We start from the raw sequence: 21,503 nt of genomic DNA on the forward strand, positions 1-21,503 counted from the left end.
GAGGGTCACGTCGAAATATTTGTGAAACTCTTAAAACATTTCGGCAGGTGATTTTCAAACGAGGTGAAAGTAATTTTCGTGCAGAGGTAAGGGGTGTCGCACAGAGGTATGAGTTGTCGCAAATAATGAAAATCAGGCAGGCGGATTTTCATCGCGCCTGCCTGTTTGATTTCAGTCGTGCTGCATCCGGGCACGCTTGAGCAATTTCTTGCAGCGCTCGGACAAATGCAGCACCCGCAGGTGCTTGCCGGCCCTGGTGTAGCGCTCGCGCAAGGTGCCCAGCGCGGCGATGGCCGAGTAGTCGACGAAGCTCAGGTGTTGGCAATCAAGTGTCACTTGTGCCGGGTCGTTGGCCGGATCGAACTGATTGAGGAAGGGTGTGGTCGAGGCGAAGAACAGCGTGCCATGCACCCGGTACAGCTTGCTGCCGTCAGTCTCCAGATGACTGTCGGCGTATAGCTGCCGGGCCTGCTGCCAGGCAAAGTTCAGCGCCGCGATGATGATCCCGCAGAGCACCGCCATTGCCAGGTCGGTGAAAACGGTAATCACGGTCACCGCGATGATCACCAGCACGTCGTTGAGCGGCACCTTGTTCAGCACCCGCAACGAAGCCCAGGCGAAGGTCTGTTGCGCCACCACGAACATCACCCCCACCAGCGCGGCCAGCGGAATGCGCTCGATCAGCGGCGACAGAAACAGGATGAACAACAGGATCGACACCCCCGCCACCACCCCGGACAAACGCCCGCGCCCGCCGGAGCTGAGGTTGATCACGGTCTGGCCGATCATGGCGCAACCGCCCATGCCGCCGAACGCACCGGACACCACATTCGCCGCCCCCAGCGCCACGCACTCGCGATCCGGGTAGCCACGGCTCTCGGTAATTTCGTCGGTGAGGTTCAGGGTCAACAGGGTTTCCAGCAACCCGACCAGCGCCATCAGGATCGCGTAGGGCGCGATGATGCGCAGGGTGTCGAGGTTCCATGGAATGTCCGGCAGTGCCAGCGTCGGCAAGCCACCAGCGATGTGCGCCATGTCGCCCAGGGTGCGGGTCGGCAAGCCAAGCAGATACACCGCCAGGCCCACGCCGAGAATCGCCACCAGTGCTGGCGGCACCGTACGGGTCAGGCGCGGCAGCACGTAGACAATGGCCATGGTCACCGCGACCAGCCCGATCATCATGTACAGCGGCGTACCGCTCAACCAGGCCTCCCCGCTCTTGAAGTGCTCCAGTTGCGCCAGGGCAATGATGATCGCCAGGCCGTTGACGAAGCCGAGCATCACCGGGTGCGGCACCATGCGCACCAGTTTGCCGAGCTTGAGCAGCCCGAACGCCATCATGATCAACCCGCCCAGCAACACCGTGGCCAGCAGATACTGCACGCCGTGTTGCACCACCAGCGCGACGATCACCACGGCCATCGAGCCGGCCGCGCCGGACACCATGCCCGGTCGCCCGCCGAACAGCGCGGTCAGGGTGCAGATGATGAACGCGCCATAGAGCCCCATCAACGGATTGAGATGGGCCACCAGCGCGAAAGCGATGCACTCGGGCAACAGGGCGAAGGAAGTGGTAAGCCCGGCCAGGACATCGGCGCGTAGACGTTTTGCTTTCATGGGGTACCGCACACAGGGAGAGACGAAAAAGAGTGTGCGGATGTTACGGAATCGGCGGCCGACCGGCCATCATCTGTGTCATCGAAAAAGGCTTCGCGAGCAAGCCCGCTCCCACAATTGATCGCGCCCCGTCAGAAAGAATGCGGTCGAATGTGGGAGCGGGCTTGCTCCGGGCGGCGTTCCGACGAAGAACGATAACGCGGTCTAAAGCGAACTCACACCATCTCGTCGCGAATCCACTCCACTACCGACGTGCGCTTCGGCACCCAGCCCAACAACTCTCGGGCACGTTGACCGCGCACCCGGCTGTTGGAGCCCAAACCATAGTTGGCCATTTCATAGCCCCACTCGGCTTCCGCGTCCTTGAGCGCCCAGTCCTGCGGTTCGCCCAGGTTCAGCGCCTGGGCCATGGCAGTGGTCATGTCGATGAACGACGCTTCACCGCTTTCGACGAAGTAGAAGGTGCCAGGCACGTTTTCAGTCAGCGCCAGCAGGTACAGCGCCACCACGTCCTCGATGTGCACATTGGACCAGATGTTCTGGCCCAGGCCGACATGACGCACCACACCGCTTTTGCGCGCCTGTTTCAGCAGGCGCGGCAGCTGCACGCTGTCACGGTGGACGCCCAGGCTGTGGCCGTAGATCAGCGTGTTGCAGATCACGGCCGAGTTCACCCCGTCCATGGCCGCTGCCAGGATCAGGTTGTCGATGGCCACGCGCGCCGCCTTGTCGACTGTCGGTTTCGGCAGGTTGTCTTCGAAGTAGATGACATCGCTGGATTTACCGCCCGAGGCATCACCGACGATGCTCGAACCGCTGGTGTGCAGGAACACTTTGCCAGTACCGCGCAAGGCATCGAGCAAGGCTTGCACCGCGCCACGATGATCGCTGCTGGCGGCGTTGATCACAGCGTCCGCAGCAAGCGCCTGATCGGCCAACAGGGCGGAGTCGTCGAGGGTGCCGATCACCGGGGTGATGCCCAGTGCACGCAGTTCATCGGCTTGTTCGACGCTGCGCACCAGACCGGTGACGTTGTGGCCAGCCTGGACCAGGCCCGTGGCGATGGAACCGCCGATAAAACCGGCGGCACCGGTAACGAATACATTCATGGAGAAACTCCCTGCGTTGATCAGTGATGCAAGGAGTATCAAGGAGCGATCACTGCCGAAAAATGCCCTCTGACCCAATTCACTTTTGCGCAGGAATCACGAATCAGCCCTTGAAGTCTGCGCTCGCATAATCCACCAACTTGCCCTGGATAAAGTCCAGGAAGCATTGAATCCGCAGGGCCAGTTGCGAGTTGCGGTAGTACACCGCGTTGATCGGCTGGCGATATCCGCTGTTGAACTCGGCCAGCAACACTTTCAAGCGTCCGGCACGAATGTCCTCGATGGTCATGAAATGCGACAGGCTGGCGATGCCCTGGCCGTCCAGTGCGAGATGGCGAATGGTCTCGCCGCTGGAGGCGCTGATCGATGCCTGGATCGGCCAGCGATCGCCATGCACGTAACGCAGTGGCCATTGGTTGAGGCCTTCGTTCTGGGTGAACCCCAGCAGCGTATGGTGGGCCAGGTCAGCCACGGCTTGCGGTGTGCCATGTTTTTCCAGGTAGGCCGGGCTGGCGACGATGTGCAGCGGGCTGCAACCCAGGGAACGGGCATGCAGCGTCGAGTCGGTCAGGGTGCCGATGCGGATGGCGATGTCGGTGCTCTGTTCCAGCAGGTCGATGATCAAATCATTGCTGTTGAGCTCGAGCTGGATGTCGGGGTAAAGCCTGCGGAATTCATCGATGTAGGGCACGATGGCGTGCAGCATGAAAGGTGACGCCGCGTTGATCCGCAGCCGCCCGGACGGCGTTTGCTGGCGTGAGGACAGGCGCTCTTCGAGCTCGTCCATCTGATCGAGAATGCGCTTGGCGTGTTCGAAGAAGTACTTGCCCTCTTCGGTCAGGTCCATGCGCCGCGTGGTGCGATTGATCAACGTGGTGTCGAGCTTGGCCTCCAGCCGCGACAGCGTACGACTGACCGCCGAAGGCGTTTGCCCGACCTGCTCGGCCGCCGCAGAAATCGACCCGCATTCAATCACGCAGACGAAAACCTGCAATTCATCGGATCTGGCTTTCACGTGTGTCCTCGTTTGCGAATCGGCGCTGCGATCTTCCTGGCCGTTGCATCGGATAGTAGCCGAGCGTCAAGCCTTGAGGCCAAACACCTCAGCCAAATGCTGCTCATAGCGCGCCACATCACCTTCGATGTTCGGACGCTTCATCACGTCCACGCAGAGGAACGTCGGCAAGCCGGTCATGCCCAGGAACTCGTTGGCCTTGTGGAACGGGAAGTACACCGCGTCCACACCTTTGGCCTCAAAGAAATCGGTCGGGTCGTCGAAGGCTTGCTGCGGGGCGTTCCAGGTCAGCGACAGCATGTACTGCTTGCCGTGAATCAGGCCGCCACTGCCGTACTTCTGCGACGCGTCCGAACGAGTGCGACCGTCGCTGGCATAGAGGCTGCCATGGCCTTCGGTGAAGACTTCATCGATATACTTTTTCACGGTCCACGGCGCGCCCATCCACCAGCCGGGCATCTGGTAAATGATCACGTCGGCCCAGAGGAACTTGGCCACTTCTTCGGCGACGTCGTAACCCTCGTCGATGAAGGTGGTTTTGACATCCATGCCACCGCGATCCAGCACGCTCAACGCGGTTTCATGCAGGGTGGTGTTGTAGCGGCCGTCGGAGTGCGCAAATTTTTTGCCGCCATTGAGCAACAGGACTTTTTTCATGGGAGGTCTCGGGAAGGTCGGGAATCGGATGGCGGCAGAGTACCGACCGGCCTCGCGCGGAGTAAGCGTCGATTTGGCAAAATTCATTTGACCTACAAGCACGAATCAACAGGCGATTGTTGCCTTAGACTGGCGCCAGTTCTGACTTGAGGAGAGATGTAGATGAGTGAAATCCAGGGCTTCATCCTGCACGCCAAGACCCGCCCGGAAAAATCCGACGCCTTCGAAGCCTTTTTCAGCGGCTACGTGCAAGCGAGCCGAGCCGAACCCGGTTGCATCGAATACCACATGTTGCGCGACCAACAGGACCCGACCCTGTTCATCTTCTACGAGATCTGGCAATCCCAGGCCCACCTCGACGTGCACTCGAACCTGCCACACATGAAGCAGTTCCTCGAACAGCGCGATGAGTACCTGGAACGGGACTTCGAGATCCGCGCCATCGAGATGATCAGCCCGTCGTCCGTTAGCCGCTGATCAGTAAATGGCCGCCGAGCACACCCAGGCCAACGAAAAACACGCGTTTGAACCACAGGGCGCTGATCCGCTGGCGCAGCGATTGCCCCAGCCACATGCCGAGCATGGCCGGGATCAGCGCCAGCAGCGATGCGCTCAACTCGCCCCCGCCGAGCGCGCCACGCCATAGCAAGCCACCGGCCAGGGCCAGGGTCGAGACGGTGAACGACAGGCCCAGCGCCTGCACCAACTCGTCCTTGCTCAAACCCAGCGTTTGCAGATAGGGCACCGCCGGAATCACGAACACGCCGGTGGCCGAAGTGATGACGCCGGTCAGCACGCCACACAGCGGACCGAGCCAGCGTTCGCTGCGCCGCCCCACGCGCACAGTCGGCAGAAACAAACCGCTCAGCGCATACAGCAACAATGCCGCGCCCAACCCCCGCACCACCCAATGGCCACCGCTCATGCCCACCCACAGCGTGCCTGCCCCGGTGCCGATGAAAATCGCCAGCAACATCGGCCACAGCCGTTTGACCAGCCCCGACAGATGCCCGCCGAATGCCAATTGCCAGACGTTGGTCAGGGTCGCCGGAATGATCAACAGCGCCGCAGCCTGTGTCGGCGCCATAGCCATACCGAGCAGGCCCATGGCAACGGTTGGCAGGCCGAGGCCGATTACGCCCTTGATCATGCCGGCCAGCACAAAGGTGCCAATGACCAGCATTGAAAGGGCTAATCCGAGGTTCTGATAAAACGCCGAGAGTGTATTCATGGGGCCATGGTGAGCCCGCGGGGGTTGATTGAAAATCTGCCATATACTGAGGTTGTCTCTTGCTTTGACAGAGGCTGAGTATTTCGCTGAAGCGACTGGCCTCTTCGCGGGCAAGCCCGCTCCCACAGGGGACCGAGTTCTCGCAGATGAAATGCGATCCCCTGTGGGAGCGAGCTTGCTCGCGATGGCGGCCTCCCAGTCAACAAAATCCGGGGATGACAATGCACTTCGACCTGACCGACCTGCGCCTGTACCTGAACATCCTCGACACCGGCAACATCACCGCCGGCGCCGCACGCAGTCATTTGTCCCTCGCGGCGGCCAGTGCGCGAATTCGCGCCATGGAGGCGTCGCTGGGCGTCGAGTTTCTTCAGCGCAATCGTCGTGGGGTCAGCCCGACGCCGGCCGGCAATGCCCTGGCCCGACACGCCCGGGTACTGCTGCAACAGGCCGAACGCCTGCAACAGGAACTGGCCGAATACGCCCAAGGCGTCAAAGGTCAGGTACGGCTGCTGTGCAATACCACGGCGATCACCGAGTACCTGCCAGAGTTGCTCGCGGATTTCCTGCACAGCCACCCCAACCTCGACATCGACCTGCAGGAACTGCCCAGCACCCGCATCACCCATGCCTTGCGCCAGGGGGCGGCGGACCTCGGCATCGTGTCCGACGCGGTGGACACCGATGACCTGCAGACCCGAGCGTTCCGCGATGATCCGCTGGTGCTGATCATGCCCCGGGAACATCCCTTGGCACAGGCGACCTCAGTGAGCTTCACCGACACACTGCATCACGACTACATCGGCCTGAATGCCAACAGCGCCTTGGCGGTGTACCTGGAAGAGCAGGCACTGCACGCTGGCCTGCGCATGCAGATTCGCATCCGCGCCGATGGCTTCGATGGCGTGATGCGCATGGTCGCCCGAGGGGCAGGGCTGGCAATCGTACCGCTGGCCGCAGTCGAACGCAGGTCAGGTGGACTGCCCTTCAAAAGCCTCGCCCTGCAAGAACCCTGGGGCCAACGCAAACTGTTGCTCTGTGCCCGGGACTTCGCCGCATTACCCGGCTATGCCAAGGCTCTGCTGCACGCCTTGACTCTCCCCTGAGGGGCAGACTTTATCCTTGAGGTTTGATCTTCAAGGACAGCGATGATGGGTAAACGAATACTGGTGATCCTCGGGCATCCGTCCGGCAACAGCTTCTGCGCCGCCCTTGCCGAGCGCTACACACAGTCGGCAGTACACGCCGGGCATGAGGTGCGTCAATTGTTTCTCGGCACCATGGACTTTGACCCGGTGCTGCGCGAAGGCTATCAGCAGGTTCAGCCGCTGGAAGCCGACTTGCGTAACGCCCAGGCCGATATCCTGTGGGCCGAACAGCTGGTGCTGGTTTATCCGATCTGGTGGGGTGGCGTACCGGCTTTGCTCAAAGGCTTTTTCGACCGGGTGTTCTTGCCGGGTTTTGCCTTCAAGTATCGCCAGGGCAAAGCCTTCCCCGACAAACTCCTGCGCGGCCGAACCGCCCACCTGCTGGTGACCATGGACACACCGCCCTGGTATTACCGATGGATCTACCGCATGCCCGGTTTGCATCAGGTCCGCAAAACCACGCTGGAATTCTGTGGCATCAAGCCAACCCGAACCCTCACCTTCGGGCCAATTCTCGGCGCCAGCGCAGACCGGCATGCGGCCTGGTTGCGGCAAGCCGAAGCTATCGCCAGCGCTTGAGTCGGTCGATAATGCGCCGAGCTTTATCCTCGGAGAAAAGGACCTTCCCATGTACATCGGCCAAGCCGCGCAACGTTCCGGCACCACTGTCAAAAGCATCCGTCACTACGAGTCGATTGGCCTGCTGCCCGCCGCTCGCCGCCTTGGCAAGTACCGCATCTATGACCAGCACAGCGTCGACCTGCTGATGTTCATCAAATGTGCCCAGCAACTGGGTTTCAGGCTCAAGGAATTGCAGTCGATCTTCGCCGGACATCAGGGCCCGCAGTTGCCATGGGAACGGGCACACCAGATCCTCGCCAGCAAAAAACAGGAAATCGCCGAGCGCATAGCGGCGCTGTCGCAACAACACTCGCAATTGGTCGAGTTCGAGAACAGCCTCGAACAATCCAGGCTCGACTGTCCGCTTAACCGTCCTTGAGGGTCGTGCGTTTCTGGACAGCTCAGTGTCGAGCACAGACAACTGAGAGATGGGCAGGCGCTATAGGGTGCGACTTCAGTTCTTGAGCCCACTGCCCGGAGTCATCATGACCGCACCGATTACCGTTCTTCGCGACACCCACCCGCTGCCCGTGCTCGACGCCTGCAAATGGGAAAAACTCGAAGGCGACCCGCACACCGTCAACCTCAATGCCTACACCAGCGAAGACGGCAGCAAGATCATGGGCACCTGGATCTGCACGCCGGGCAAGTGGTACGTGGAATACGTGAAGTGGGAGTACTGCCATTTCCAGGAAGGCTACTGCGTCATCACCCCGGAAGGCATGGCGCCGATCCACCTGCGCGCCGGCGACATTTTCATCGTTGAGCCGGGGATGAAAGGCACCTGGGAAGTGGTGGAAACCGTGCGCAAATATTTCGTGTTCGCCTGATACAAAAAAACCGGGGGATCACCCGACGTGATCTCCCGGTCAATATCTTTGGGTACATTCAATCCCTGTAGGAGCGAGCTTGCTCGCGATAAACCTGAGACCACCAAGGGGTGTCAGGCTTGCCGCGTAATCGTTGCAGAACATCGCGAGCAAGCTCGCTTCTACAACGGTTTGCGATAGCCATTGATGATCGCCGAGAAGTCCTGACCACCCTCTCCACGCAAACTCATCGCCTGATACAACTGCTGGGCCACCGCGCCGAGTACCACCGGCTGGTGCGCCTGACGCGCCGCTTCAGTGGCCAGCCCCAGATCCTTGAGCATCAGTTCGGCACCGAAACCACCGGTGTAACCGCGCGACGCCGGCGCCGTTTCAACGATGCCCGGCCACGGGTTGTACATCTCCGAACTCCAGCAACGCCCGGTGGAGCTGTTGATGATGCCCGCCAGCACCTTGGTGTCGATGCCCAGGGCATCGCCCAGCGCCATGGCTTCGCTGACGCCGACCATGGAAATCCCCAGCAGCAGGTTGTTGCAGATTTTAGCGATTTGCCCGGTGCCGACCTCACCACAATGGACGATGTTGCGGCCCATCTGCGCCAGTACCGGTTGCAGGGTGGCGAACAGTTCGGGGGTGGCGCCGACCATGAAGGTCAGCGTCCCGGCGGCTGCACCACCAGTGCCACCAGAGACCGGTGCATCGGCCATGGCCACGCCCTGTTTGGCAGCGGCAGTGGCTACGTCCCGCGCGGTCTGCGGATCGATGGTGCTGCAATCCACGGCCGGCACACCTTTGCCGATCCCGGCCAGCACACCGTCTTCACCCAGCCACACGCTGCGCACATGCACCGCGGCAGGCAGCATGGTGATGACCAATTCGGCACCCTCTGCCGCTTCGCGGGCCGATGCACTGATACTGCCGCCCAGTTGCTCCAGCTCCGCCAGCACGGCTTTGTTCAGGTCCACCAGGCGCAGTGCATGACCAGCCTTGATCAGGTTGCGCGCCATCGGCGCGCCCATGTTGCCCAGACCGATAAAAGCGATTTTCATGTCCGGCTCCTTAACGCAGGTTGATGGTGGTGTTCACACCGTCGTTGACGCTGTCGTCATCGAACCAGCGACTGGTGACGGTCTTGGTCTGAGTGTAGAACTGCACCACTTGCTTGCCATACGGGCCGAGGTCGCCGAGCTTGGAACCGCGCGAACCGGTGAAGCTGAAGAATGGAACCGGCACCGGAATCGGGATGTTGATACCGACCTGGCCGACGTCGATTTCGTTCTGGAATTTACGTGCCGCCGCGCCGCTCTGGGTGAACAGGCCCGTGCCGTTGCCGAACGGGTTGGCGTTGACCAGGGCGATGGCCTCGTCGAGCGTATTGACTTCCAGCACTACCAGCACCGGGCCGAAGATTTCCTGGGTGTAAATCTGCATGTCGGTGGTCACGCCGGAGAACAGGGTCGGGCCGACAAAGTTGCCCTTCTCGTAACCGGGAACCGTGATCTCGCGACCGTCCAGCTCCAGTTTCGCGCCTTCCTTGATGCCACTCTCGATCAGGTCGAGAATCCGCGCCTTGGCCTTTTTCGAGATCACCGGGCCGACGTCGGTGCCCGGCTCGCTGCCGGCATTGACCTTGAGCTTCTGCGCCAGCGCCTTGAGATCCGGCAGCCACTGCTTGGCCGCGCCCACCAGCACCACCACCGAGGTGGCCATGCAGCGTTGACCGGCAGCGCCGAAACCGGCACCCACCAGCGCATTCAGCGCTTGTTCGCGATTGGCGTCCGGCAGCACCACGGCGTGGTTCTTGGCACCCATCATCGATTGCACACGCTTGCCGTGTTTACCGGCCAGGTCGTAGACATGAGTACCGACGGCGGTTGAACCGACGAAGGAAACCGCCTTGATGTCTTTATGGGTGCAGAGCCCGTCCACCACATCCTTGCCGCCATGCACGACGTTGAGCACACCGGCCGGAATGCCCGCCTCAATCGCCAGTTCCACCAGCAGCATGGTCGACATCGGGTCCTGTTCGGACGGCTTGAGCACGAAAGTGTTGCCGCAGGCGATGGCCATCGGGAACATCCACAGCGGAATCATCGCCGGGAAGTTGAACGGGGTAATGCCGGCGCACACGCCGATTGGCTGGCGCAGGGTGTAGGTGTCGACGCCTCCGGCGACGTTTTCAGCGAATTCGCCCATTTGCAGGCTGCCGATGGAGCAGGCGTGCTCGACCACTTCCAGCCCACGGAAAATGTCGCCTTCGGCGTCGGCAATGGTCTTGCCCTGCTCGGCACTCAGGACCGCGGCGATGCGCTTGGAGTGTTCGCGAATCAGCGCCTGGAGCTTGAGCATGATGCGCATCCGCGCGCCGATGGGCGTCAGCTTCCAGGTCTGGAAAGCGCGATGGGCGGCGCTGATGGCTGCGTCGACTTCTTCGGCGGTGGCAAACGGCACTTTGGCCAGCACTTGCTGGGTCGCCGGGTTGATGATGTCGTGCCATTCGGTGGTCTTGGATTCGACCCACTGACCGTCGATCAACAGTTTGACCTTTTGCACGGTGGTTTCGTTGGGCGTGAGCGATACGTTCATGTGGGTCTCCGGATGCTTGTTTTTATCTTGGGAGCCAAGGCGAGAAAGTCGCCTTGAGATGAGGCGTGTGTCGCGAATTGGTTGTCGGACTGTTTTTGGAGTATAGATGTGCAAACTTCTAATATGAACGCACATAAAAACCGGTCCAACATGCAAAAAAACATCACCTCCCTCGGCTCGCTGAACTGGGATGACCTCAAGTTTTTCCTTGAAGTCGCCCGCACCCGCAAGGCCAGCACCGCGGCCAAGCGCCTGGCGGTGGACTACACCACGGTGTCGCGGCGCATCAGTTCCCTGGAAACCGCGTTGGGTACTTTGCTATTCGAAAAATCCCGGACCAACGGCTTTGTCCTGACCGCCGAAGGCCAGCGGTTGATGGGGTATGCCGAGTCGATCGAAAGTACCCTGCACATGGCGTGCGAGCAGGTTTCCGGGTCCGGCGTGGCGCTGTCCGGGCATGTGCGCATGGGCTGCACCGAAGGCTTCGGCAGCTTTTTCATCACGCCGCAGCTGAGCCACTTCGTCGACACCTACCCGGCGATTTCGGTGGATATCCTGCCGCTGCCGCACTTCATCAGCCTGTCCAAGCGCGAGGCCGACATCGTCATCGCCCTGGAGCGTCCGGAGCATGGTCCGTACGTCTGCTGCAAACTGTGCGACTACCGGTTGCAGCTGTACGCGACCCAGGATTATCTGGACAACCACCCGCCAATCCGCAAACCAGCCGATTTGGCCAAACATTCGTTTATCAGTTACGTCGACGACCTGGCGTTCAGCTCGGAGCTGTTGTACCTGGCCAACGTATTGCCCGGCGCCAGTGCCAACCTGCGCAGCACCAGCGTGATCGCGCAGTTCGTGGCCGCGCAGCAAGGACGCTCACTGGCGATCCTGCCGTGCTTCCTCGCCACCCAGGACCCGCGCCTGCTGCCGGTGTTGCCGCAGGAAATCAATATCACCCGACAATTCTGGATGTACTGCCGGGAGGATCTGCGCAAGCTCAAGCGGATCACCCTGTTGTGGGATTACATCAGGGAGGTCACTGAGCAGAATCAGGGCCTGCTGATGGGCGAAAGCCGGGAGATGCTGTTTGCCGATGACTGACCTTTCAGCCTGTCGGCTCGCTGGCTTCCTTTAGCTCCAGCATCAGCCCGCTCAAACGTTTGACCCGGCGTTTCACCGCCTCTTCAAACACGCCTGCACGCGACTCGATCAAGGTGAACCAGTCCTTGGCCCGGGTAATGCCGGTGTAGATCAGTTCCTTGGTGAGTACCGGATTCAAGGCATCGGGAAGAATCAACGCGGTATGTGCGAACTCCGAGCCTTGGGATTTATGCACGGTCATGGCGTACACGGTTTCGACATCATTCAGACGGCTGGGCAGAACAAACCGCACGCCACCCTGGCCATCATTGCGTGGGAACGCCACACGCAGGACCTGCCTTCCAGTCCCGTGGCCTTCCTGCTCCGGAAGCTTGAGGGCAATGCCGATATCGCCGTTCATCAAACCCAGCCCGTAATCATTGCGGGTCATCAGCACAGGGCGACCTTCGTACCACTGCTGGTCGCTGTCGATCAGGCGCGCCCTGAGCAATGCCTCCGTCACCCGCTGGTTCAAGCCCTCCACACCCCACGGCCCCTTGCGCACGGCACATAACAACTGGAACGCGTCGAAGGCCTGCAGCACTTGTCGAGCCCAATCAATCCAGCACGAATCTTCCAGCGGGCTGTCCAGTGGCGGGCGCTGATTGCGCAGCACGCTCAGGTAATGTCGATAACCCTGCGGGCCCTCACCGTGGCCGTCGAGAAGCAAGCGTTCCAGGGCCCGATCCTGCTCCCCCTTGAGGGCCAGGCAATACACATCGTCATGGCTTCGCGCAGACAACAACTTGCGGGCTTCTTCGGGTTGCTGCTGGTTGACCCAGCGAGCCAGTTGGCCAATGCCGCTGCCTTCACCGAATCGCCGGGAATGGCGCAACATCACGACCTGTTGGGCCAATGGATGAGTGCCCTGCGCGTCCTCCTGCAACCCGCTGGCCTGCAGGCTTTCGCCACTGACGGTTTCCAGCCACTGGCGTGTCTGCGGGCTGTACCAGCCAGCCTCCGCGTCACGACACAGATCCCCCAACACCGCACCGGCTTCTACCGACGCCAATTGGTCCTTGTCCCCCAGCAACACGAGGCGCGCATGGGCCGGCAAGGCGTCGAGCAGGTTGGCCATCATTTCCAGGTCGATCATCGAGGCCTCATCCACCACCAGCACATCCAGCGGCAGGCGATTGCCCGCGTGATGGCGGAAATGACGAGTCCCGGGTCGGCTGCCGAGCAGGCGGTGAACGGTGGTGACGTCGGAGGGGATCTTGTCTCGTATGTCTTGGGTGACCTTCAAGGTCCGGACTTGCTGGCTGATGGATTCCGTCAGACGCGCAGCGGCCTTGCCGGTCGGTGCGGCGAGGCGAATGCGCAGGGGCATGCCAGCCTCGACCGCCGGCGCCTGGAGCAACGCCAGCAAGCGCACGACGGTGGTGGTCTTGCCGGTTCCCGGCCCCCCCGTGACGATGCTGAATGCACTGCGCGTCGCCAGGGCGCAGGCCAGCTTCTGCCAGTCGATCACTTCACCCGGCCGGGCAGGACCAAACAACCCGGTGAGGCGCTGGAGCAAGTCGTTCGGCGTGGATTCGTGTTCCATCAAACGCTCGCGCAACGAAAGGTCGATCCGCCGCTCGTAGGCCCAATAGCGGCGCAGGTACAAGCGTTTGCCCGATAACACCAAAGGCCGGTCGCGCACGTTGTCACGACTGTCAGCGGCCAGTGCGACCAGGTTGCTGGCGGCCAGCACCTTGCACCAATGAGCACCGTCCAGCGATCCCAGCAATTGCGAGGGCAACAGCATCGCGCCGCCTTGCACGTCCCCTTCGGGTGGCAGCGACAGGGCGAAGTCCGGTTCTTTCAGCGTCTCGAACAGGTCGAGGCAGACATGCCCGTGGCCCAACTGGTGGCTGGTCAGCGCGGCTGCCAGCAACACCAACGGATCATCCTCCGGGGCCAGTTCATGCAAAAACGCCACAAAGGCTTTGTCCAGCGCGCGCAACCAGCCACGCTCGACCCAACGCGTGAGCAACAACAGCAAGTCGTCGGCACGACTCAGCGGCGCCAGCTCGGCCAGGCTTTCGGCTGCCAGCGATGTGGGCAACAAATCGGCGAATGTGCGATTCATAACAGTACTCCCTGTTCCCAGGCGGGCTCGGCCTTGGGTTCTGGCTTGCCCTGGAACAGTCTGTCCAGACGCTCGATCAGCTCTCTTGGCGGCCGGGCGAAAAACACCCCCTGGCTGGCCGCACGCGTACCCCGCAAAAACAGGTACAACGCACCGCCGACATGCCGGTCGTAGTCGTAATCGGCGAGCCGCGCCTTGAGCTGGCGGTGCAGGGCCAACAGGTACAACACGTATTGCAGGTCATAACGGTTGTCGAGAATCGATTGCTCCATGGCCTGCGCGGTGTAGGCCGCATCATCGACGCCGAGCCAGTTGGATTTGTAGTCGGCAACGTAGTAGCGGCCGTCATGTTCGAACGTCAGGTCGATGAAACCCTTGAACATACCATTGAGCAACACCGGTTCGGCGGCCACCCGGGCCACGCCGTTATGGGTGTATTGGCACACCAGCGCATCGAGCTTGAGCACATCGACCTTATGGCTGGCGAACCAGAACTCCATCTCGACCTGATACTGCGTCAACTGGCTGAACATCACCGGTGCCTGACCGCCGCCCAGCTGCAGCGGAGACTTGAGCAGATGCTGCAGCCAGTCACTCAAGGTGCTGATCCAGCCCTCCCAGCCTCGACGGTTGCAGCGACGGGCAATGGCGTCGATCACCTCTTGTGGTGCCGCAGCAAAACCCTCGCCTCCCGCCCATTCGAGCAAGCCATGGAGGAAGGTGCCGGGGTTCGGGCCGCGCGGGAAGCGATGGATATCGCCACCACCGGCCACCACTTCCCTGGGGGCCTGCGGGTCGAGGCGTTCGTCATCGAACAGTTTTTGCGCCTGCGGGCTCTCCGGCGCCTCGTCGGTGCCGACACTCAGGGTGTCGCCAATGCGCAACGCGCTGTAGGAAGCGATCCACCAGTTTTCACTGGCCTTGCGTTTCGGAACCAGCGGAACCAGCAGCGCCGCGTCGTTTTGCGGTGGCCGGTAATGCTCTGCTGTCGCTTCAGGCATCTCGGCATACGCCAGCGCCGGGCAGTCCTGTTGCAGGTCCCGCAACCAAAGCTGTAACGCCGGGGAATCGGCCAACGGCGCACCGCCACCCAGCAGATAACCCAATGCCGACAGATGCAGCACCGAGCCATTGTTGTTGCCGCGCTTGAGGTCGGCCACCCCCAGCCAGCAGGCGTGTTGCGCCCGGGTCAGGGCGACATAGAGCAAGCGCAGATCCTCGGCCAGACGCTCATCGTCAGCCAGGGCAATCAATTCTGTCGTCGGCTTCAACGAGACCTGGGCATTGCCTGATTCATCGTGGTAGTGCAACGGCAGGCGGCTGCCATCCACCGGTTTCGCCGAGCAAATGAACGGCAGGAACACCAGCGGGTATTCAAGGCCTTTGGACTTGTGAATGGTCACGACCTTGACCAATTGCTCATCACTTTCCAGACGCAGGATCTGCTCTTCGCCAGCCTGCCCGGACAACGCCAGATGCTCGGATAAATGCCGGATCAGGGCTTGCTCGCCATCGAGTTCGGCGGCGGCTTGTTGCAGCAGTTCGAAAAGGTGCAGAAGGTTGGTCAAGACGCGCTCGCCGTCACTGCGGGCGATCAGCGCCTGGGGCAGGCGGAAGTCGTGCAGCAGGCGTCGCAGCATCGGCAGTACGCCCTGCTTGCGCCAGACTTCGCGATAGCCCCGGAACTGCATGACCCGGGATTCCCAGGCCAACTCGTCCTGATTCAGCCGCTCCAGCTCAGTCAGCGACAGGTTCAACGTGATGCTGGCCAACGCAGCTCGCAGCGGTCGCTCGACATCCGGCTCGGCGCAGGCCTTGAGCCAGGTCAGTACGTCATGCGCCTCCTGGGCGGCGAACACCGAGTCCTTGTCCGACAGGTAAACACTGCGCACGCCACGGGCGGCCAATTGCGCACGAACCGCCTGCGCCTCCTTGCCATCGCGCACCAGGATGGCGATGTCCGCCGGCAACAGGCCCCTGAAGGCTTTGCCGTCCTGGGTGAATCCCGCTTGCTCCTGCTGCCCGCCATTGAGCAATGCCGTGATTTCACTGGCGCAGGCCGCCGCCAGGTGTTGCCGGTACACCGCACCGGACAACGGTTGTTCAGCCGGCAAGTGCCAGATGTTCAAGGCCGGGATTGCCTGGTCATTGATGCGCAAGACTTCTTTGCGGCCCTGGGAGGCAACCGGCGTGAACGGCACCGGGTTGTCGCCATTCTTCTCCCGAAAGAGGAAAGCGCCGCGTCCTGACTCCCGGGCTTCGGCGCGCTCGAACACATGGTTCACCGCGTTGACCATGCCATGGCTCGAGCGGAAGTTGGTGCCAAGGGTGTGCAGGCGGCCGGTGGTGGCCTGGCGGGCGCGCAGGTAAGTATGGATGTCGGCACCGCGAAAAGCGTAGATGGCCTGTTTCGGGTCGCCGATCAGGAACAGACCGCACTCGGGGCTGTTCTCTTCAATGCGGTAGATGCTCTCGAAGATCCGGTATTGCACCGGGTCGGTGTCCTGGAACTCATCGATCAGGGCGACCGGAAACTGTTCACGAATCAGGGTTGCCAGTCGCTCGCCGCCATCGGACTGCAAGGCCGCATCCAGGCGCAGCAACATGTCGTCGAAACCCATTTCCGCGCGACGGCGCTTCTCTTCCTCGAATCGCGCACCGACCCAGCGGGCCGCATGTTGCAGTACGGCGGCATCAGGCGTTGGCAACCCATCGAGACAGGTCTTGAGGCCGGCCATCGCGTCGAGCCCCGGATGTCGAGGCGCTTCGCCCTTCCAGGCTTCGGCCATGCCATCCGGGGTCAGGCGAGTGAAACCGGTGCCGATATCCAGTTGCTCGAGGGATTCGTCCTCGGCCCAGGCTTTGATCTTTTCAAACCAGGGCTCGAAATAGCGTGCCTGCATCTTGCGACCGTCGACAGCCTTGCCGGCAACGCCCTGGTGACAGATCGCAAGCAGCTCGTCCGCCCACTGCAGCCAGGGTTTCTTGAGTTCGATCAGGGCCGCCCGTCGCTCTTGCAAGCATTGCGAAATCACTTCGGCGGGTTCTTTCCCTTCAAGGGTATCGCGCTCGCTGGCGAACAGTGCACGAATCCGCGGCAGCAGCGCCGCCGGCCCGCCCCAATTGCTGCGCACCCAATTCAAGGCGTCACCTTGCATCGGGTAACAGAACAGCCGCCAGTAATCGCGCAGGACTTCCCCCAGCAAGTCGCTGTGGTCGGTTTCCAGGGTCTGGGTAAACAGGCTGCCGCTGTCGAATGCGTGCTCGCGCAACATGCGCTGGCACCAACTATGGATGGTCGACACCGCCGCCTCGTCCATCCACTGGGCGGCGATATCCAGGCGGTTTGCGCAGCCGGGCCATTGCTCGGGCAAGTACTGATCACGCAACTCGGCAATCAGACTGTCGGGGGGCGGTGTTTCATCGCGGAAATATCGTGCGGCCTCGGCGAGCCGCGTGCGAATGCGTTCGCGCAGCTCTTTGGTCGCGGCGTCGGTGAAGGTCACGACGAGGATCTGCGGCGGCAGCAGCTCACGTCCGAAACCACTGTCCTCCCCACCATTGCCAAGCACCAGACGCAGGTACAACGCGGAAATAGTGAACGTCTTGCCGGTCCCGGCGCTGGCTTCGATCAGTTGACTGCCACGCAGCGGGAATGCCAGGGCCAGAGGTGTCTTCGTGCTCATCAGCGCAACTCCTCGCCGGACAGTGAACGCCAGGGTGCTTCAAGAAGCGGGCGATAAAGCGCGTCACACCACTGGGGGAACGTCTCATCGGCGACCAAGGCATCGTAATCGGCAAATTGGCGAGCCAGTGCCGGGCTTTCGCGACGCTCTCCATCCGTTGTCTGCCCATCACCTTCATAGGCCTTGCGCGCAGCGGCCTCGGCTTTGACCGGGTCGGCTTGCCCCAGCCATGCAAAGGCTGTCTTGACCGCGATCGGCAGAGGCTGGCGCATACCCGACTGCCAGGCCATCAACAGGTCACCGAGAATTGTCCGCGCCGTGGACGGGTCCAGCGGACCGAGCAACAGGCTGTCGTCGCTGGCCACCAATGCGGTGGTCAACGTCATGCCACTGGCACAAGCCATCAGATGATTGACCCACGGGCGTGTCAGTCGATGCCATTTGCGCGACTTGATCGAGCCGATACTGTTGGGGATCGTTGTGACAGACAACAAACCACCATCAGCACGCTGATGCAGGCCGCTGAGCCAGCCCTCAATGTGCAAGCCCTGCAGTTCAAGACTGACCGGCAACGCGCTGCTGAGCGGTGTTGGCCACAACGCCAGGAGCTGTTGGTGGCGTTGCAGCAAGTCAGGCAATGGCTCGATCAACTCGCGTTGCAGGCACTCACCGAATCCGGCCATGGGCAGCAGACCGCTGTTCTGCAAACGTTTCGCCTGATCCTCCAGTGCCCGCCCGGAATTACCCGGATCTGCCAGCGCCGCTTCGAGCAAACGGTCGCTGAGGCTGTAACGCTGCAACGCATCCAGGACAAAAGGCTCTTCATCGGCCAACGGCACTTCTGCCGCCTCGAAGAAGACCTTCAGTCGCTGGCTGAAAAAGTGCCGTACCGGATTGCGCAGGAAATCCTGCACCTGACCGAGACTGAGTGGTTCGTCCTGAACGTGGGGCCCGAGCACTTCGGCGCTTGCCTGTTGCTCTGCCGCCTGATGAAGCACCTGCCATTCGCTGGCGTAGCTGAACGATTCATCCCCGTCGTGAAAGTAGCGAGCACTGAAGGGTTGCAACGGGTGTTCCCGCGTCATGGCCTCCAGCAGATCCTCGTCGCCTTGCAACAATCGCCAACCGCTGGCCAAGTGATCACGCAACTGGCCGATCAGTACCGACGCAGGCCGCTCGCTGTTATCGCGGATGCTGCGGCCCACCCAACTGATGTAGAGCTGGTCCCTTGCCGACAACAAGGCTTCCAGTAGCAGGTAGCGGTCGTCTTCGCGCCGGGAGCGGTCACCTGGACGGTAATCACTGCCCATCAGGTCGAAATCCAGCGGCGGCTGCGCGCGCGGATAATCGCCGTCATTCATCCCCAGCAGGCACACCAGTTTGAACGGGATGGCGCGCATGGGCATCAAGGTGCAGAAGTTGACCGCACCGGCCAGAAAGCGTTGGGACAAACGGCCCTGATCCAGACCTGCAAGCCAGGCTTCACGGACAACGGTCAGCGGCAACTCATCCTGCAACCCGACGGATTCGCAGGTCTCGAGCCAGGTCTCGCGCAGCTCTTCGAGCTGGGCCAGCAAGTAGTCATCGTGTTCGTTACCGGCAAGGAAGAACAACTGCACCAAAGCCTGCAAGCGCAAGCCCCATTGCCCCGGCGATGCAGGCTGAGAGAGTTCGTGGTGAGCCACTTCCAGCGCGTCGAGCAACGCAACCAGCGGGCCGATGAGCGCAGCGTCCAGGCCACCGATCTCGTCGTAGGGTTCGATACCTTCATAAGCATCGGCGCTGCCAACGGCATAACCGAGCAACATCCGCCGCAAGCCGAAACGCCAGCTGTTTTGCTCAAGCTCATTCGGTAGCCCGAGCCCGGCACGTTGTTCGGCATTCATGCCCCAGCGAATGCCGGCACCTTCGATCCAGCGGTGCAGCGTCGGCAGGTCACGCTCCTCGACGCCAAAACGAGCGCGCAGGGCCGGGACGTCCAGCAGATCGAGAATCTCACTGACAGGAAAACGGCTGTCAGGCAGCTTGAGCAGGTGCTCGACAGCAATCAGCAATGGATCACGACCACGCTGGCCCTGGTCAGCCAACGTAAACGGAATGAAGCGCGGGTCCTGGCGGTCAAGCTGACCAAACACGGCACGAATATGCGGGGCGTAGCTGTCGATGTCCGGAACCATCACGATGATGTCCCGGGGCCGCAATGTCGGATCGGCGCTGAAGCGCGCGAGCAGTTGATCGTGGAGGATCTCGACTTCTCGCTGGGCGCTGTGGGCGATGTGAAAACGGATCGATTCGTCCTGCTCAAGATCGATAGCGGGCCATCGCTCCCGAGTCTCGTTGAGGGGGCGCAACTCGAGGATGTCGTCCTGCAACTGGTTGAGCACATTCAGCGGCTGACCGTCACTGAACAGGTCGATGCGCCCGTCGCGGAATGCCGAACGATAGCTGTTGGGATCGTCGTAACTGTCGAGCAGGTTGATGTAGTCCCGCCCCTGCTTGCCCCATGCGGCCAGCAGCGGGTGGGCATGCTGGTGGAGGGTCTGCGGATCGATCACTACCGGCATGCCGCTCTTGCGAGCCTGACGCTTGTATTGATGCCGCAACAGGTCTTTATCGGCGACGATGTCCGCCCAATGGTGACGACACGGGTTATGCACACACAGCAGAACCTGACTGAATCGTGCCAGTCCCGCCAGTGCTTCCAGGGCTTGAGCAGGCAGGGAAGAAATCCCGAAAACGATCACTCGCGAGGGTAATCCCTTGGGGGCTGTTTCGAGATTGTTGATACGTTCGACAAATCGCTGATGGACGCCGGCACGGCTTTGCGCCATGCCTTCTTCTCCCACATCCAGCAAGAGTGCGCGCCATAGCTCTGCCTGCCAGCAATTGGCCGGGGTCAGGGGTTTGGCTTCGCCCCTGGCGTTTTTTGTTTGATGTCGACCTTCCGCCCAGTCTTCGAGCCAGTCGGCTCGGTACACCTGGTATTGGTCGAACAGATCCGCCAGACGCTCAGCCAGTTGATAGCGTTTGCGTAGATCGGTGTCATGGGTCAGGAAACGCTGCAGCGGCTCGAAGTGCGGCTGATTGATCAACTGCGGCAGCAGGCGCATCAGGCGCCAGGTCAGCGGGGCTTTATCGAGCAGGGACTTGACCGGAATTTCGTCGCGGCCCAGGACCATGCGATAGAGCTGCCACATGAAGCTGCCGGGCAACTGCACGTCGATGGCGGCAGCGATGCCGCAGCCTCCCATGTCGTCTTCTTCAGAATCTTCCGCCAGTGCCAGCTTCAGCCATTGGGCAATGCCATTGCTTTGCACCAACGCGATTTCATTCTCCAGGGGAGCCAGCGGGTAGCGCCGCATCCAGCTGACCACCAGGCTGCGCAATTCGTCCAGGCGGTTGCCGTGAACCACCATAAAACCAGCACTGAGGGACGTCGCGTCCGGCATAAAGGCTTCCTTGGAAAATACAAATCGAGGGACGACTTTAGCATTGAAGGCGACTTGCTGTAGGAGCGAGCTTGCTCGCGAAAAACTTCTGGACGCCCGGTGGCATCAGACAGCCAGTGTCATCGTTAAAGACCATCGCGAGCGAGCTCGCTCCTACATGGCGGACAAAAACAAAACCCCTACCTGCATACGCAGATAGGGGTTTCGGAATTTAATCTTGACGATGACCTACTCTCACATGGGGAAACCCCACACTACCATCGGCGATGCATCGTTTCACTGCTGAGTTCGGGATGGGATCAGGTGGTTCCAACGCTCTATGGTCGTCAAGAAATTCGGG

The 21,503-nt window shown here is 61.3% G+C and carries 16 protein-coding genes and 1 rRNA gene; 6 read left to right on the forward strand and 11 right to left on the reverse strand.

Annotated elements, in window-relative coordinates; all coding sequences use genetic code 11:
• Positions 1 to 171: 171 nt before the first annotated feature.
• From KGB28_RS24255 to KGB28_RS24270, 4 genes are all read right to left on the reverse strand, one after another.
• Positions 172 to 1,617, reverse strand: coding sequence for a SulP family inorganic anion transporter (locus KGB28_RS24255; protein ID WP_223448190.1), 1,446 nt, complete (start codon positions 1,615 to 1,617; stop codon positions 172 to 174).
• 215 nt (positions 1,618 to 1,832) lie between these two features.
• Entirely contained in the window at positions 1,833 to 2,726 is an 894-nt protein-coding gene (locus KGB28_RS24260) for an NAD-dependent epimerase/dehydratase family protein (protein ID WP_223448191.1), read from the reverse strand.
• A 103-nt stretch (positions 2,727 to 2,829) separates the two neighbouring features.
• Positions 2,830 to 3,741 carry a LysR family transcriptional regulator gene (locus tag KGB28_RS24265; protein WP_223448192.1) on the reverse strand — a complete coding sequence of 304 codons (912 nt, stop codon included), beginning with the start codon at positions 3,739 to 3,741 and terminating at the stop codon, positions 2,830 to 2,832.
• Between the two features lie 66 nt (positions 3,742 to 3,807).
• Positions 3,808 to 4,398, reverse strand: coding sequence for an NAD(P)H-dependent oxidoreductase (locus tag KGB28_RS24270; RefSeq protein WP_223448193.1), 591 nt, complete (start codon positions 4,396 to 4,398; stop codon positions 3,808 to 3,810).
• A gap of 162 nt (positions 4,399 to 4,560) precedes the next feature.
• Here KGB28_RS24270 and KGB28_RS24275 point away from each other — a divergent pair, with 162 nt between their 5' ends.
• Positions 4,561 to 4,875 carry a putative quinol monooxygenase gene (locus tag KGB28_RS24275; RefSeq protein WP_223448194.1) on the forward strand — a complete coding sequence of 105 codons (315 nt, stop codon included), beginning with the start codon at positions 4,561 to 4,563 and terminating at the stop codon, positions 4,873 to 4,875.
• On the opposite strand, the gene KGB28_RS24280 is transcribed toward KGB28_RS24275, so the two are convergent.
• Positions 4,865 to 5,629, reverse strand: coding sequence for a sulfite exporter TauE/SafE family protein (locus tag KGB28_RS24280; RefSeq protein ID WP_223448195.1), 765 nt, complete (start codon positions 5,627 to 5,629; stop codon positions 4,865 to 4,867). The two genes, KGB28_RS24275 and KGB28_RS24280, sit on opposite strands and share 11 nt — an antisense overlap.
• Positions 5,630 to 5,850: 221 nt before the next feature.
• On the opposite strand from KGB28_RS24280, the gene KGB28_RS24285 reads away from it, so the two are divergent.
• The 4 genes from KGB28_RS24285 (at position 5,851) to KGB28_RS24300 (ending at position 8,228) form a co-directional block, all read left to right on the forward strand.
• Positions 5,851 to 6,735 (forward strand): LysR family transcriptional regulator, encoded by an 885-nt coding sequence (locus KGB28_RS24285; protein WP_223448211.1) that lies wholly within the window; start codon positions 5,851 to 5,853, stop codon positions 6,733 to 6,735.
• Positions 6,736 to 6,777: 42 nt separating this feature from the next.
• On the forward strand, positions 6,778 to 7,356 hold the full coding sequence (locus KGB28_RS24290) for an NAD(P)H-dependent oxidoreductase (protein WP_223448196.1): 579 nt from the start codon (positions 6,778 to 6,780) through the stop codon (positions 7,354 to 7,356).
• Positions 7,357 to 7,405: 49 nt separating this feature from the next.
• Positions 7,406 to 7,777: a MerR family transcriptional regulator gene (locus tag KGB28_RS24295; protein ID WP_223448197.1), complete on the forward strand. Its 372-nt coding sequence runs from the start codon at positions 7,406 to 7,408 to the stop codon at positions 7,775 to 7,777.
• Between the two features lie 106 nt (positions 7,778 to 7,883).
• Positions 7,884 to 8,228, forward strand: coding sequence for a cupin domain-containing protein (locus KGB28_RS24300; protein ID WP_223448198.1), 345 nt, complete (start codon positions 7,884 to 7,886; stop codon positions 8,226 to 8,228).
• Between the two features lie 161 nt (positions 8,229 to 8,389).
• On the opposite strand, the gene mmsB is transcribed toward KGB28_RS24300, so the two are convergent.
• Both mmsB and KGB28_RS24310 read right to left on the reverse strand, forming a co-directional pair.
• Positions 8,390 to 9,277: a 3-hydroxyisobutyrate dehydrogenase gene (gene mmsB, locus KGB28_RS24305; protein ID WP_223448199.1), complete on the reverse strand. Its 888-nt coding sequence runs from the start codon at positions 9,275 to 9,277 to the stop codon at positions 8,390 to 8,392.
• A 10-nt stretch (positions 9,278 to 9,287) separates the two neighbouring features.
• Positions 9,288 to 10,814: a CoA-acylating methylmalonate-semialdehyde dehydrogenase gene (locus KGB28_RS24310; RefSeq protein WP_223448200.1), complete on the reverse strand. Its 1,527-nt coding sequence runs from the start codon at positions 10,812 to 10,814 to the stop codon at positions 9,288 to 9,290.
• Between the two features lie 150 nt (positions 10,815 to 10,964).
• Between KGB28_RS24310 and KGB28_RS24315 the strand changes: the two genes are divergently transcribed.
• Positions 10,965 to 11,915, forward strand: coding sequence for a LysR family transcriptional regulator (locus KGB28_RS24315; RefSeq protein ID WP_150728381.1), 951 nt, complete (start codon positions 10,965 to 10,967; stop codon positions 11,913 to 11,915).
• Between the two features lie 4 nt (positions 11,916 to 11,919).
• Here the strand turns inward: KGB28_RS24315 and recD are convergent, their stop codons facing one another.
• The 4 genes from recD to rrf form a co-directional block, all read right to left on the reverse strand.
• Positions 11,920 to 14,028: an exodeoxyribonuclease V subunit alpha gene (gene recD, locus KGB28_RS24320; protein ID WP_223448201.1), complete on the reverse strand. Its 2,109-nt coding sequence runs from the start codon at positions 14,026 to 14,028 to the stop codon at positions 11,920 to 11,922.
• Positions 14,025 to 17,714, reverse strand: a complete 3,690-nt coding sequence (gene recB, locus KGB28_RS24325; protein ID WP_223448202.1) for an exodeoxyribonuclease V subunit beta — start codon at positions 17,712 to 17,714, stop codon at positions 14,025 to 14,027. The genes recD and recB overlap by 4 nt, the downstream gene beginning before the upstream one ends.
• On the reverse strand, positions 17,714 to 21,163 hold the full coding sequence (gene recC, locus KGB28_RS24330; RefSeq protein ID WP_223448203.1) for an exodeoxyribonuclease V subunit gamma: 3,450 nt from the start codon (positions 21,161 to 21,163) through the stop codon (positions 17,714 to 17,716). Before recC ends, recB begins: the two co-directional genes overlap by 1 nt.
• A gap of 215 nt (positions 21,164 to 21,378) precedes the next feature.
• A 5S ribosomal RNA gene (gene rrf, locus KGB28_RS24335) occupies positions 21,379 to 21,494 on the reverse strand.
• Positions 21,495 to 21,503: the final 9 nt, after the last annotated feature.

It is taken from the genome of Pseudomonas sp. BF-R-19 (assembly GCF_019956445.1).
Classification (GTDB): domain Bacteria; phylum Pseudomonadota; class Gammaproteobacteria; order Pseudomonadales; family Pseudomonadaceae; genus Aquipseudomonas; species Aquipseudomonas fluorescens_BH.

What these genes read in the sequence shown, in the direction of transcription:
- mmsB (WP_223448199.1), bottom strand. Translation starts at nt 9,277, where the DNA reads ATGAAAATCGCTTTTATCGGTCTGGGCAACATGGGCGCGCCGATGGCG.
- KGB28_RS24270 (WP_223448193.1), bottom strand. Translation starts at nt 4,398, where the DNA reads ATGAAAAAAGTCCTGTTGCTCAATGGCGGCAAAAAATTTGCGCACTCC.
- KGB28_RS24285 (WP_223448211.1), top strand. Translation starts at nt 5,851, where the DNA reads ATGCACTTCGACCTGACCGACCTGCGCCTGTACCTGAACATCCTCGAC.
- KGB28_RS24300 (WP_223448198.1), top strand. Translation starts at nt 7,884, where the DNA reads ATGACCGCACCGATTACCGTTCTTCGCGACACCCACCCGCTGCCCGTG.
- KGB28_RS24255 (WP_223448190.1), bottom strand. Translation starts at nt 1,617, where the DNA reads ATGAAAGCAAAACGTCTACGCGCCGATGTCCTGGCCGGGCTTACCACT.
- KGB28_RS24260 (WP_223448191.1), bottom strand. Translation starts at nt 2,726, where the DNA reads ATGAATGTATTCGTTACCGGTGCCGCCGGTTTTATCGGCGGTTCCATC.
- recD (WP_223448201.1), bottom strand. Translation starts at nt 14,028, where the DNA reads ATGAATCGCACATTCGCCGATTTGTTGCCCACATCGCTGGCAGCCGAA.
- recB (WP_223448202.1), bottom strand. Translation starts at nt 17,714, where the DNA reads ATGAGCACGAAGACACCTCTGGCCCTGGCATTCCCGCTGCGTGGCAGT.
- KGB28_RS24310 (WP_223448200.1), bottom strand. Translation starts at nt 10,814, where the DNA reads ATGAACGTATCGCTCACGCCCAACGAAACCACCGTGCAAAAGGTCAAA.
- KGB28_RS24290 (WP_223448196.1), top strand. Translation starts at nt 6,778, where the DNA reads ATGATGGGTAAACGAATACTGGTGATCCTCGGGCATCCGTCCGGCAAC.
- KGB28_RS24275 (WP_223448194.1), top strand. Translation starts at nt 4,561, where the DNA reads ATGAGTGAAATCCAGGGCTTCATCCTGCACGCCAAGACCCGCCCGGAA.
- recC (WP_223448203.1), bottom strand. Translation starts at nt 21,163, where the DNA reads ATGCCGGACGCGACGTCCCTCAGTGCTGGTTTTATGGTGGTTCACGGC.
- KGB28_RS24315 (WP_150728381.1), top strand. Translation starts at nt 10,965, where the DNA reads ATGCAAAAAAACATCACCTCCCTCGGCTCGCTGAACTGGGATGACCTC.
- KGB28_RS24295 (WP_223448197.1), top strand. Translation starts at nt 7,406, where the DNA reads ATGTACATCGGCCAAGCCGCGCAACGTTCCGGCACCACTGTCAAAAGC.
- KGB28_RS24280 (WP_223448195.1), bottom strand. Translation starts at nt 5,629, where the DNA reads ATGAATACACTCTCGGCGTTTTATCAGAACCTCGGATTAGCCCTTTCA.